This is a genomic window from Mesorhizobium sp. W067 (assembly GCF_054719525.1).
This window is the reverse complement of record NZ_JBTTII010000001.1, coordinates 4,103,258-4,115,289: the sequence shown is the minus strand read 5'-3', so window position 1 is coordinate 4,115,289 and position 12,032 is coordinate 4,103,258. Positions and strand designations below refer to the sequence as shown.

General features: G+C 63.4%; 14 protein-coding genes. 9 read left to right on the top strand and 5 right to left on the bottom strand.

The genetic code is table 11. The features are described from left to right. The first annotated feature begins 17 nt into the window (after positions 1-17). Entirely contained in the window at positions 18-446 is a 429-nt protein-coding gene (locus tag ACYG97_RS20015; protein WP_245260888.1) for a hypothetical protein, read from the top strand. Then, positions 403-1,956: an acetolactate synthase large subunit gene (locus tag ACYG97_RS20010; RefSeq protein ID WP_023734620.1), complete on the top strand. Its 1,554-nt coding sequence runs from the start codon at positions 403-405 to the stop codon at positions 1,954-1,956. Before ACYG97_RS20015 ends, ACYG97_RS20010 begins: the two co-directional genes overlap by 44 nt. 11 nt (positions 1,957-1,967) lie before the next feature. Here the strand turns inward: ACYG97_RS20010 and ACYG97_RS20005 are convergent, their stop codons facing one another. Continuing rightward, positions 1,968-2,270, bottom strand: a complete 303-nt coding sequence (locus ACYG97_RS20005) for a BolA family protein (RefSeq protein ID WP_023670675.1) — start codon at positions 2,268-2,270, stop codon at positions 1,968-1,970. Positions 2,271-2,439: 169 nt separating this feature from the next. Between ACYG97_RS20005 and ACYG97_RS20000 the strand changes: the two genes are divergently transcribed. The 4 genes from ACYG97_RS20000 to ACYG97_RS19985 all read left to right on the top strand — a co-directional run bounded on the left by ACYG97_RS20000 (position 2,440) and on the right by ACYG97_RS19985 (position 7,111). Beyond that, positions 2,440-3,069 carry a J domain-containing protein gene (locus ACYG97_RS20000; protein WP_032887126.1) on the top strand — a complete coding sequence of 210 codons (630 nt, stop codon included), beginning with the start codon at positions 2,440-2,442 and terminating at the stop codon, positions 3,067-3,069. Positions 3,070-3,192: 123 nt separating this feature from the next. Then, positions 3,193-4,179 carry a cobaltochelatase subunit CobS gene (gene cobS, locus ACYG97_RS19995; protein ID WP_023670677.1) on the top strand — a complete coding sequence of 329 codons (987 nt, stop codon included), beginning with the start codon at positions 3,193-3,195 and terminating at the stop codon, positions 4,177-4,179. 11 nt (positions 4,180-4,190) lie between these two features. Next, positions 4,191-6,089 carry a cobaltochelatase subunit CobT gene (cobT, locus tag ACYG97_RS19990; RefSeq protein WP_023699107.1) on the top strand — a complete coding sequence of 633 codons (1,899 nt, stop codon included), beginning with the start codon at positions 4,191-4,193 and terminating at the stop codon, positions 6,087-6,089. Then, a complete protein-coding gene (locus tag ACYG97_RS19985) occupies positions 6,086-7,111 on the top strand; it encodes an esterase-like activity of phytase family protein (protein ID WP_023734619.1) in 1,026 nt (341 codons plus the stop codon). Before cobT ends, ACYG97_RS19985 begins: the two co-directional genes overlap by 4 nt. A 5-nt stretch (positions 7,112-7,116) precedes the next feature. Here ACYG97_RS19985 and ACYG97_RS19980 read toward each other — a convergent pair whose 3' ends face one another. From ACYG97_RS19980 to rpmB, 3 genes are all read right to left on the bottom strand, one after another. Further along, entirely contained in the window at positions 7,117-7,788 is a 672-nt protein-coding gene (locus ACYG97_RS19980) for a polyamine aminopropyltransferase (protein WP_023734618.1), read from the bottom strand. 3 nt (positions 7,789-7,791) lie between these two features. After that, positions 7,792-8,472: a queuosine precursor transporter gene (locus ACYG97_RS19975; RefSeq protein WP_023734617.1), complete on the bottom strand. Its 681-nt coding sequence runs from the start codon at positions 8,470-8,472 to the stop codon at positions 7,792-7,794. A gap of 162 nt (positions 8,473-8,634) precedes the next feature. Next, the gene (gene rpmB / locus ACYG97_RS19970; RefSeq protein WP_023670682.1) at positions 8,635-8,931 is read right to left on the bottom strand and encodes a 50S ribosomal protein L28; all 297 of its coding nucleotides are present in this window, start codon (positions 8,929-8,931) and stop codon (positions 8,635-8,637) included. A 259-nt stretch (positions 8,932-9,190) separates the two neighbouring features. Between rpmB and ACYG97_RS19965 the strand changes: the two genes are divergently transcribed. Genes ACYG97_RS19965 through ACYG97_RS19955 form a run of 3 tightly spaced genes read left to right on the top strand, consistent with a single transcriptional unit; the run spans position 9,191 to position 11,595 of the window. Further along, a complete protein-coding gene (locus ACYG97_RS19965) occupies positions 9,191-9,991 on the top strand; it encodes a DUF3108 domain-containing protein (RefSeq protein WP_023711708.1) in 801 nt (266 codons plus the stop codon). Between the two features lie 45 nt (positions 9,992-10,036). Beyond that, positions 10,037-10,924, top strand: coding sequence for an aromatic amino acid exporter YddG (gene yddG, locus ACYG97_RS19960; protein WP_023670684.1), 888 nt, complete (start codon positions 10,037-10,039; stop codon positions 10,922-10,924). After that, on the top strand, positions 10,921-11,595 hold the full coding sequence (locus tag ACYG97_RS19955; protein WP_023734616.1) for a lysoplasmalogenase family protein: 675 nt from the start codon (positions 10,921-10,923) through the stop codon (positions 11,593-11,595). Before yddG ends, ACYG97_RS19955 begins: the two co-directional genes overlap by 4 nt. Here the strand turns inward: ACYG97_RS19955 and ACYG97_RS19950 are convergent. Then, on the bottom strand, positions 11,592-12,017 hold the full coding sequence (locus tag ACYG97_RS19950; RefSeq protein ID WP_023706325.1) for a cupin domain-containing protein: 426 nt from the start codon (positions 12,015-12,017) through the stop codon (positions 11,592-11,594). The genes ACYG97_RS19955 and ACYG97_RS19950 overlap by 4 nt on opposite strands. Positions 12,018-12,032: the final 15 nt, after the last annotated feature.

The following is a 12,032-nucleotide window of genomic DNA, read 5'->3' as shown; positions in this document are numbered from 1 at the left end:
GTGGCTGGAATGGCGGGTTGCCCGTCGCTGCGGCGCTGATGGGCGGCGTTGTCGCCGGCCAGCTATCTCGATGGACACAAGCATCCGCCGACCTTCATCGCCTATTCGCGCGCCGAAGGCCGCGACGACCAATCGAAGGCTTTGCCAAACGCCTGCGCGCCATCGGCACTGAAGTGACGCTGTTCGACGGCAACGCCTACACGCATATGTCGATCAATCACGACTTCGGCGAGGACCGCGACGCGTTGACCGCCGCGATGCTGGCCTTCCTGAATGGACCGTCGGTTGATCGCCGGATCCCCGCGAGGCGTCCTGGATCAGACCAAAAGCCCCGGCGGGACATTGCCGACCCGGCGCCTACAGGTGCAATTGTTCCTGAATTGTCGATTGGGAAAGAAAATCATGAATGGCGCCGATCTGCTATGCGACGTGCTCCTGGCCAATGACGTCACGGTCTGCTTCGCCAATCCTGGCACATCCGAAATGCATTTCGTTGCCGCACTGGACCGCAAACTTCAGATGCGTTGCGTGCTCGGCCTGTTCGAGGGCGTGGTGACCGGCGCCGCCGACGGCTATGCGCGCATGACCGACCGCCCGGCAGCAACGTTGCTGCATACCGGACCGGGTCTCGCCAACGGTTTGGCCAACATGCACAACGCAAGGCGTGCGCGCAGCCCGATGATCAACATTGTCGGCGACCATGCTTCCTACCATCTGCCGCTCGATGCCCCGCTGACCAGCGACATAGAAGGCCTGGCGTCGCCGATGTCGAACTGGGTTGGCCGCGTCAAGGGGCCGGCCGATATTGTGCCGGCCGCAGAGGCGGCTTTCCGCGCCTCACTCACGCCGCCTGGCGTCACGACGCTGATCCTGCCTGCGGATGCCGCCTGGGGCGAAGTTGCTGCGATTTCACCTGGCAAGGTGGAGCTGGAGCCGCCGCCTGCCGTCGACATGGCCGTTGTGCGCACGATCGCCGAAGCAATCCGCGCCGCGCCGGGCCGTGTCGGCATGGTGGTGCGTGGGCAGGCGGCGCGCGCCGATGGACTTGAAATCGCAGGGAGAATGTCATCGGGAAGCGATGTCAGGCTGTTCAGTGAGGTTCTGATCGCCCGCATGCAGCGCGGCCGCGGGCGGTTCGCCCCGACCCGCATTCCCTATCCGGTCGATGCGGCGACGGCCACGCTCCGGGATATCGATTTGCTGGTGCTGGTCGGCGCCAAGGAGCCGGTTGCCTTCTTCGCTTATCCCGGCAAGCCCGGGCGGCTGGTTCGGGACGATTGCAAGGTGCTTTCGCTGGCGGCGCATGGCCAGGATCTGAAAGCGGCGCTGGAGGCGCTGGCCGACGAGCTCGGCATCAAGCCGACGCAGCAATTCGTCGCCGCAACCGCCTTTCCAGACGAAACGACGCTGAGCGGGAGACTGACGGACGATGCCATCGCGCTGTCGGTAGCGCGCAAACTTCCGGCCAATGCCATCGTCTGCGACGAAGCGGTCACCTCGGCGAGACGGTTCTTCGCGCTATCCGCCTTTGCGGCGCCTCACGACTACATGATGGGTACGGGCGGATCGATCGGCGGCGGCATTCCCATGGCTACCGGCGCGGCGATCGCCTGCCCGGACCGCAAGGTGATCAATCTCGAAGCCGACGGCAGTGGCATGTACACGGTGCAGGGACTGTGGACCCAGGCCAGGGAAAAGCTTGACGTCGTGACCATCATCTTTTCCAACCGGACCTACGCCATCCTGCATGGCGAAATGAAGAATGTCGGGGTCAATGAGATCGGCGAGAACGCTAGGCGCATGCTCGATCTCGACCATCCGGCGCTGGACTGGGTTGCGCTGGCCAAAGGCATGGGCGTCGAGGCGGCCCGCGCCGACACGTGCGAGCGGTTCGACGCGCTGCTCGACAGTGCCCTGTCGCGTCCGGGACCGTTTCTCATCGAAGCGGTGATCTGAGGCGGAGAGACTTACCAACGGGTCTTTTCGCCGGGTGCAGCCGGTTCGATTGCCAGCGCATGGACGCCGGCTTGCAGCTCCGCTGCGAGCAATTCGTTGACGGCGCGGTGGCGGTCGATGCGGCTCATGCCGGCAAAGACGGATGAGACGATGCGGACGCGAAAATGCGTCTCGCCGGTGCCGTCATAGGCACCGTGATCGTCGGAGCCGTGGTGGTGATGACCGGCATGAAGGTGGCTTTCATTGACGATCGCCAGCCGCTCCGGCGAAAACGCCTTGTTCAGCTTGTCTTCCATCGTCGCCTGTATGGACATCGCCATCTCCCTTCACCATATCTGCAAGGCGTGATCGGGAAATCGGGATCGATCCCGCCGGGCCGCCTCAAAAATCTGCCATTCGCCCTGCTTTATGCAGCGATTCAGCGGTTAGGGCGATGATCGCGAAAATGTCAATTCTTGTTTCGCACGTGCGAACAGCCCATAAATGGGTGAGATGAAACCGTACCCCAAATATTTCGAGAAAATTCGGGTCCGTCCCGACAAGGATGCGGAGCTGAAGTCGCACTCGCCGATCTGCCAGTGGGACGGCTGCAAGGAGGCCGGTACACACCGGGCGCCGGTCGGACGCATGAAGGAAGGCGAGTATTTTCAGTTCTGCTTCGATCATGTGCGCGAATACAACAAGGGTTTCAACTACTTCTCCGGCGTGCCGGACACCGAGATAGCCCGCTTCCAGAAGGAAGCGATGACCGGCCACCGGCCGACATGGAAGATGGGCGTCGCCGGCGCCTCGACGCGCTCCTCGCCCGATTTCGCCCAGCAGCGTTCCGGTCGCGCCGGCTATTACAACCGCATGCGCGATCCCTTCGATCTGTTCAAAGGGCCGAAGGACCCGCGCGAGGCGCGCGAACGCAAGGCCAAGCCGCTTGAGGCCAAGGCGCTGGAAACGCTTGGCCTTGATACAAAGGCGACTGGCAAGGACATCAAGGCGCGCTATAAGGAACTTGTGAAGCGCCACCATCCGGATGCGAATGGCGGCGATAGAGGTTCGGAAGACCGGTTCCGCGATGTGCTGCAGGCCTATCGCGTGCTCAAGCAGGCGGGTTTGTGCTGAGCAACCTAACGGTTCGTGTCGTTTTCCAACTTTCATAAGGGTGGAAAAGGCTCTAAGACCGCCCCCGGACAAAATCGATTGCCGGCGAAATCAGGCATTTCGCCCGTGGAGACTTGGATAGAGATGAACAAGGTCGATCGCGACATCGCCAATTTGCCCGACACGACGGTGTCGGTGAAAGACAAATTCGGCTTCGAGTCCAAGATGGTGGTGCCGGCCTATTCGGTGACCTCGGAACATGTGCCGGACATCGATCCGGACTATCTGTTCGACAAGGCGACGACGCTGGCGATCCTTGCCGGCTTTGCCTACAATCGCCGCGTCATGGTGTCTGGCTATCACGGCACCGGCAAATCGACCCATATCGAACAGGTCGCCGCCCGCCTTAACTGGCCCTGCGTGCGAGTCAACCTCGACAGCCATGTCAGCCGTATCGACCTCGTCGGCAAGGACGCCATCGTCGTCAAGGATGGCCTGCAGATCACCGAATTCCGCGACGGCATCCTGCCCTGGGCCTACCAGCACAATGTCGCGCTCTGCTTCGACGAGTACGATGCAGGCCGTCCGGACGTGATGTTCGTCATCCAGCGCGTGCTGGAATCGTCGGGCCGCCTGACGCTGCTCGACCAGAGCCGGGTCATCCGCCCGCATCCGGCGTTCCGGCTGTTTTCGACCGCCAACACGGTCGGCCTCGGCGACACTACCGGCCTCTATCACGGCACGCAGCAGATCAACCAGGCGCAGATGGATCGCTGGTCGATCGTCACCACGCTGAACTACCTGCCGCACGACAATGAGGTGAACATAGTGCTGGCCAAGGCCAAGCACTATCGCGACGGCAAGGGCAAGGACATCGTCAACAAGATGGTGCGGGTCGCCGACATGACGCGCTCGGCCTTCATCAATGGCGATCTGTCGACCGTGATGAGCCCGCGTACCGTCATCACCTGGGCCGAAAATGCCGAGATCTTCGGCAATATCGGCATGGCGTTCCGGCTGACCTTCCTCAACAAGTGCGACGAGCTGGAGCGTTCGGTGGTGGCCGAGTTCTACCAGCGCGCCTTCGGCGAAGATTTGCCCGAGAGCGCCGCCAACGTGGTGCTGGGGTAAGCTGAGCCTCGATGGCGGGTCCGGGCGACAATACGCGCAACAAGTCGAAGACGGGGTCTGAAGCCGACAGCTTCAAGCGTGCCGTCACCGTCTGCATGCGCGCCATCGCCGGCGACAAGGAGCTCGAAGTCGGTTTCGCCAAGGACCGCCCGGCGCTCGCCGGCAGCCGCGCCCGACTGCCCGAACTGCCGAAGAAAGCGTCCAAGACAGACATCGCGATTACTCGTGGCCTGGGCGATTCCATGGCGCTGAAGCGCGCCTGCCACGATCAGCGCATCCACACCAAACTGGCGCCGGAAGGCAAGCTGGCGCGCTCGATCTATGACGCCGTGGAACAGGCCCGCGTCGAGGCGATCGGCAGCCGCGCCATGCAAGGCGTCGCCGACAATATCGGCTCGATGCTGGAGGACAAATACGCCAAGGCCAACCTTGTCGACGTCAAGGACAAGGCCGACGCGCCGATCGAGGAGGCGCTGGCGCTTATGGTGCGCGAAAAGCTGACCGGACGGCCGATCCCGAAGAGCGGCGAACGGCTGGTCGACCTCTGGCGGCCCTGGGTCGAGGAAAAAGCCAAGGCCGATCTCGACGGACTGTCGGCCAAGCTTGGCGACCAGCAGGCCTTTGCCCGCGTCGTGCGCGAGATGCTTGCGTCCATGGAGATGGCCGAGGAACTCGGCGACGACCAGGAAACCGAAGACTCCGAGGACAATGACGACAACCAGCCGCAAGGCGAGGAGCAGAGCGAGGAGGGCGGTGAAGAGGATTCCGGCTCCGAGCAGTCGCAGTCAGAGGATGCCGAGGCCTCGGCTGACGACGAACAGTCGTCCGAGACTGAGGCCTCCGACGCCACTGCCGACGATCTTTCCGACGATGACGATGCGGACGCCGAAACGCCGGGCGAGGCGCGCCGTAACGACAACCCCTTCGCCAACCTGCCGAAAGAGATCGACTACAAGGTTTTCACCACCGCCTTCGACGAGACGGTCGGTGCGGAAGACCTGTGCGAGGAGGAAGAACTCGACCGGCTGCGCGCCTTCCTCGACAAGCAGTTGGCCAATCTCTCCGGCGTCGTCGGACGGCTCGCCAACCGGCTGCAGCGCCGCCTGATGGCGCAGCAGAACCGTTCCTGGGATTTCGACCTCGAAGAGGGTTATCTCGATCCGGCACGCCTGGTTCGTGTCGTCATCGACCCGATGCAGCCCTTGTCGTTCAAGCAGGAGCGCGACACCAAATTCCGCGACACGGTGGTGACGCTGGTGCTCGACAATTCGGGCTCGATGCGCGGTCGGCCGATCACGGTTGCCGCCACCTGTGCCGACATTCTGGCGCGCACGCTGGAGCGCTGCGGCGTCTCGGTCGAGATCCTCGGCTTCACCACGCGGGCGTGGAAGGGCGGACAGGCGCGCGAGAAGTGGCTGAAGGACGGCAAGCCGCCGAACCCCGGCCGGCTCAACGATCTGCGCCACATCATCTACAAATCCGCCGATCATCCGTGGCGTCGCGCCCGGCGCAATCTCGGCCTGATGATGCGCGAGGGCCTGCTCAAGGAAAACATCGACGGCGAGGCGTTGTTATGGGCGCACAACCGGCTGATCGCCCGGCCCGAACAGCGCAAGATCCTGATGATGATCTCGGACGGCGCGCCGGTCGACGATTCGACGCTGTCGGTCAATCCTGGCAACTATCTCGAGCGGCACCTGCGCGCCGTCATCGAGCTGATCGAGACGCGCTCGCCGGTCGAGCTTCTGGCCATCGGCATCGGCCACGACGTCACCCGCTATTACAGGCGCGCCGTCACCATCGTTGATGCCGAGGAACTGGCCGGCGCCATGACCGAGCAGCTGGCCTCGCTGTTCGCCGAGGAAAACGTGCGCGATACACGCCGCGGCGGCTACCGGCGCGCCGGATGATTTTTTTGCGCGGCGGGTTTCGGCAGATGCTCTTCGCGGTCACTGCGTTGTCCGGCATGGCGTTTGCGCCGGCCATCGCCGCCGGCCCAAGCGCGGTCGAGCCGGTCGAAGTCTCGGCGCGACCGATCACCACCTTCCATATCGGCAGCGCCGACAAGCAGTTTGGGCCGCTGGAATTCGTCGGCGGTCTTGAGATGAACTCGACGACGCGCGATTTCGGCGCGCTGTCGGCATTTCGGTTCGTCAAACCCGGCAGCGATTTCATCGGCGTCGCCGATACGGGCTTCTGGTTCTTCGGCTCTATCACCCATGATGCCGACAAGCGGCCGTCCGGCATCCAGAATTTCCGCATGCAGCAGATGGTCGATGAGAAGGGCCGGCCGATCGACAGGAAATGGGAAGTCGATGCCGAGGGCCTTGCAGTCAAGGACGGCATCGCCACCGTCGGCTTCGAGCGCGATCACCGCGTCGCCCAGTTCAAGATCGACCCCAGCAACATGACGGCGCCGTTCAAGCAACTGAACTTTCTGGTTCCAGCCCGCGAACTGCGACAGAACCGCGGTTTCGAGACCGTCACCCACGCCAATCCCAACGGCCAGCACGAGGGCGGCCTCGTCGTGGTCTCGGAAAAGAGCTTGGACAAGGCTGGCAACATCTATGCCGCCATCATCGAAGGGCCGCACAAGGGCGTCTTCACGGTCAAGCGCAACGGTGATTTCGACATCACTGACGGCGCCTTCCTGCCGGATGGCGACCTGCTGCTTTTGGAGCGCAGTTTCTCGATGGCCGGCGGTGTCAGGATGCGGCTAAGGCGCATCTATGGCGAAAGCGTCGAGAAGGGCGCGGTTGCCGACGGGCCGGTGCTGATGGAAGCCGACATGGGCTACCAGATCGACAATATGGAAGGACTCGACGTCTGGACCCGCGATGACAGAGCGCTGATGGTGTCGCTGATCTCGGATGACAACCATTCGATCCTGCAGCGCAACCTCTATCTGGAATTCATCCTGCACCAGGATTGAGAGCCCTAAGGCTTGGTGGCGATCCAGATGACGTGGCGCGCGCCGCGCTTGCCATTGGCGCGCGTCTTCACCTCGTCCACGACAAAGCCCGCCTGCTTGAGCCTAAGTGTGAAGCCGGCATCGGGGCCTTGCGACCAAACAGCCAGCACGCCCCCGGGCCTGAGCGCTGCACGCGCCGCGCCGAGGCCGGCAGCGCCATAGAGGGCGTCGTTGCCCTTGTAGACGATGCCTTCGGGGCCATTGTCGACATCGAGCAGGATGGCGTCCCAGGCTGCCTTGTCGGATCTTATGATGTGCCCGACGTCGGCTTTGCGAACCGTCACACGGGGATCGTCGAGACAGCCGGCGAAGACCGCTTCCATGGGGCCGCGCGCCCAGGCGATGACGGCGGGGACAAGCTCGGCAACGGTGATCCCTGCGTCGGCGCCCAATTGGGCAAGCGCAGCGCGCAGCGTAAAACCCATGCCCAGGCCGCCGATCAGGATTTTCGGTTGGGCGCGGCCGCCGATCTTTTCACAGGAGAGCTTGGCCAGCGCTTCCTCGGAGCCGCCGAGGCGGCTGTTCATCAGCTCATTGGTGCCGAGCATGATCGAGAATTCGCTGCCGCGCTGCTTTAACCGCAGTTCCTGTCCGCCGTCAGGCGTTTTGGCCGAGCCGAGCTGGACCCAAGGGATCACGGCCTAGACAGCCACGGCCGGCTGGCTCCAGTGGGCGGCGAGCAGCCGGTAGGGGATCAGGGCCACAACAGCGATGATCAGCTTCACCGAGAGGTCGCCCAGGGCCCAGGAGACCCAGCGCATGGTCTCGACCGGCAGCACGCCCATCAGCGGCGCCGTCTCCAGCGCAAAGCTGTCGTTCGGGCCGGCAAAAGCGAAGGCGGCCGAAAAGGCGATGCTGAAGAACACCAGGGTGTCGAACACCGAGCCGACCAGCGTGCCGACGATCGGCGCGCGCCACCAGCTCTGCCGGCGCAACCGGTTGAACACGGTGACGTCGAGCAATTGCGCGCAAAGGAAGGTCGCGCCGGAAGCTGTGGCGATGCGCACCAGCCGGTCGGCTGATGTCTCGAACTCGATCAGGCCGTGGCGAAACAGGAAGGGCGGGACGAGGATCGAGCAGACCACAGCGGTCATGAAGCCGACAAGGACGATGCGGCGCGCCACGGTCGGCCCGTAGCGGCGGTTGGCAAGGTCGGTGACCAGGAAGGAGAAGGGATAGGTGAAGGCGCCCCAGGTCAGGATGTCGCCCAGCGACAGACCGCCGGCCTGGCCCTGCATCGGGAACTGCACGAGGATGTTCGATGCCACGACGACAAGCGCCATGGCGGCCACAAAGGGCAGATATCGCGAGAAGGAAGTCATTTTTTTATCCTGGGTAATGGAACCAGCCAGGCGCTAGCCGAAGTTCGGGTCGCGCTGCCTTGCAAGTTTTGAGCATCGGATTGCTCCGATGCTGCTGCCTTAGAAGTTTTGAGCATCGGATTGCTCCGATGCTCAGGGCGGTCGTCCCCCGCCTTGATATCGTTAAGCGGCGGGCTGGTCGGCCAGCTTCTTGGCGATCTGCTTCTTCAACAGGCGCGCGCGCTGCGACAATTCCTTGGCGTCGGCCTTGGCCAGGAAGGCGTCGAGGCCGCCGCGATGCTCGACCGAACGCAGCGCGTTGGCCGAAATGCGCAGGCGCACATTCTGGTTCAGCGCTTCCGAAATCAGCGTCACATTGACGAGGTTCGGCAGGAAGCGGCGCTTGGTCTTGTTGTTGGCGTGGCTCACATTGTTGCCGGTCTGGACTGCCTTGGCAGTGAGTTCGCAGGTGCGGGACATGGTTCTAACCTTCAGTTCTGTCTAGCCTGCCAAACCTTGTTCGCCCGCGCCGGGTGGCGCGCGGTTTCAGTCAGGCGGCCTTATGGAAAAGTTGGCGTTCCTTAGTTGCATTTCGCCAATGCGTCAAGCTCCGGCTTGCCCACGACTGTGACGGGCGTTTCACATAAAGGCCGGAATTCAGCCTATAAGCGGTCGGACAGGGACATTTCAAGCCGGAGTCGCCCGCCTCCGGTTAAAAAAATCAAGGACCGAGCCCGCCATGCTTCGCCCGTCACATGCCGTTGTCGCCATACTTGTCGCCGCCTTGCCAACATCAACCCTTGCCGCCGCGCCCGCAGCCACCGCACAGTCCTTCAAGGGCGAATACACGGTGTCGTTCCTGGGCCTTTCCGTGGCCAAGGCGACATTTTCCAGCCACTACGAAGGCGATAGCTATTCCATAGACGGCACCGTCTCCAGCGCGGGTCTCGCCACCTTGTTCGACGACACGAGCGGCACGATCTCGTCAAAGGGCAAGATCCTGGGCAAGCAGATGCAGCCGCAGGTATTTCGCGCCGATTATAAGTCCGGCAAGAAGGCTTCCATGGTCGATATCCGCTTTGCCAATGGCGCGGTGACCGCCACCCAGGTCATTCCCGAGCCGAAAAAGCGCAATCCCAAAAACTGGATACCGCTGGGCAGCAACGATCTGGCATCGGTGCTCGATCCGATGGCGGCTACCGTCATCCATGCTGACAGCCTCGACCAGGTCTGTGGGCGCAAGGTGAAATTCTATGACGGCGAGATGCGCGCCGACCTGACGCTGACCTACGCCTCGAAAGGATCGATCTCGGTCAAGGGCTACAAGGGCGACACCGTTACCTGCAAGATGAGCTTCGAGCCGGTGGCAGGCTACCGCAAGGGCCGCAAGGCGCTGAATTACCTGAAGAAGAAGAGCCAGATGATGGTGACGTTTGCACCGCTCGGCCAAACCGGCATATATGCGCCGATCCACGCCACGGTCGGGACGCAGATCGGCACCTTGACTGTCAGCGCGGGGCGGTTCGAAGCTACTGAATAGACGCGCCCACCCGAATAGAAATGGGGCGAGTCGCCGGAGACGGGCATGGGGCGCGCAACACTGATCGGTTTCTCGGCGGTCGCCATGTGGGCGCTGCTGGCGTTGCTCACCGATGCGTCGGGCGCCGTGCCGCCATTCTTGCTCTCGGCCATCACCTTCACCATCGGCACCGCGGTCGGGCTGGTTGCCCGGCTGTTCATGCCGGCGACCGATAAAAGCCTGAAGATCCCACGCCAGGTCTGGGTGATCGGCATTGCCGGACTGTTCGGCTACCATTTCTTCTATTTCACCGCGCTGCGCAACGCGCCGGCGGTGGAGGCAAGCCTGATCGCCTATCTGTGGCCGCTGCTGATCGTGCTGGGATCAGCGCTGATGCCGGGCGAGAAGCTGGCCTGGAACCATGTCGTCGGCGCGCTGCTCGGGCTCGCCGGGACCGTGCTGATCGTCACCAAGGGTGGCGGCCTCGCCTTCGATGCTCGCTACACCTTCGGCTATGCGATGGCGGCCGTCTGTGCGCTGCTGTGGTCGTCCTATTCGCTGCTGTCGCGGCGCTTTCCGGCGGTGCCGACCTCAATCGTCACCTGGTTCTGCGCCGCCACGGCAGCCCTGTCCCTCATCTGCCATCTTCTGCTGGAAAAGACGGTGCTGCCCGATGGCCCCGGCCAGTGGCTGGCGGTGGTTGGTTTGGGGTTGATGCCGGTGGGTGCCGCCTTCTACGCCTGGGATATCGGCGTCAAACGAGGCAACATCCAGGTGCTCGGCGCGGCAAGCTATGCGGCGCCACTGCTGTCGACATTGGTGCTGATCGCGGCGGGCGTTGCCGAGCCGTCGCTGCGTATCCTGGCGGCCTGCGTACTGATCACCGGCGGCGCGGCGCTGGCGGCGAAATCGTTGTTCCTGCGCAAGGCGGCAACTGGCGGGGCAAGCGCATGACGATGCCGTTTGCCGGCGGCATCGACGCCAACGCAAATGCAACATTGATTTTTTCGCTGGTGGCGGCGGTGATCTACGCCTTCACCCTGGATATGCGGCCGACGCTGGCCCGCTCGGCGGCAAAGACGCTGGCCGTGGCCATGCTTGCGGCGCTGGCCTTCATGCAAGGTGGGCCGCTGTTGCTCGTCTCTGCGCTGGCGCTCAGCGCCGTCGGCGATGCCTTCCTGTCGCGTGACGGCGAAAAGGCCTTCCTCGGCGGGCTGGCCAGCTTCCTTGCGGCGCATGTCCTCTATGTGCCGCTCTTCCTGCTCGGCGGCGGCGGGCTGGATGTGCTCAGCACCGAGACATGGCGCGGCGCCATCGCGCTTGCCATGGCGGCCTTCGCAGTCGTCATGCTGGCGGCGCTCTGGCGCCGTGTCAGTCCCGGCCTGCGGGTGCCGATCGCCATCTATATCGCGGCCATTCTGGCGATGGGCATCTCGGCGTTGACGCTCGCCAATCCGTGGGTCATCGGCGGCGCTGTTATGTTCATGGCATCGGACGGGCTGCTTGCCGCGGAGAAATTCCTGCTTCCGGCAATAGCACCCTATCGCGCCGGCATCCGTTATGCGGTCTGGGTGCTCTACTATGCCGCCCAGCTCTGCATAACTCTTGGTTTTCTTCTGGCCTAAGGCTGCCAGCCCGGCTCGGCCATTTCAAACGCGGCGAAGTCGAAGCCCGGCGCCACGGTGCAGCCGACCAACGTCCATTCGCCGAGGCTGCGCGCCGATTGCCACCAGCCGGCCGGCACGACGATCTGCGGCCGCTCGCCCGCCGCAAGCTCAATGCCGAGCACCTGCTCGATCACCTGGTTAAGCATTGGACTACCTTCCTCGCACATCGACAGCGCCAGCGGCGCTCCGGCATGGAAGTGCCAGACCTCGGCCGCGTCCTTGACCCGGTGCCAGGCCGAAATCTGGTCCTGTTCAAGGAGGAAATAGATCGCCGTCGAATGGCCGCGCCCGGCGCCGTCGCGAAAGGTCTCGGCATACCAGCCGCCTTCCGGATGCGGCTTGAGGCCGAGCGTGGCGATGATTTCAGCGGCGCTGGTCATGGCTGATCCCGGAAT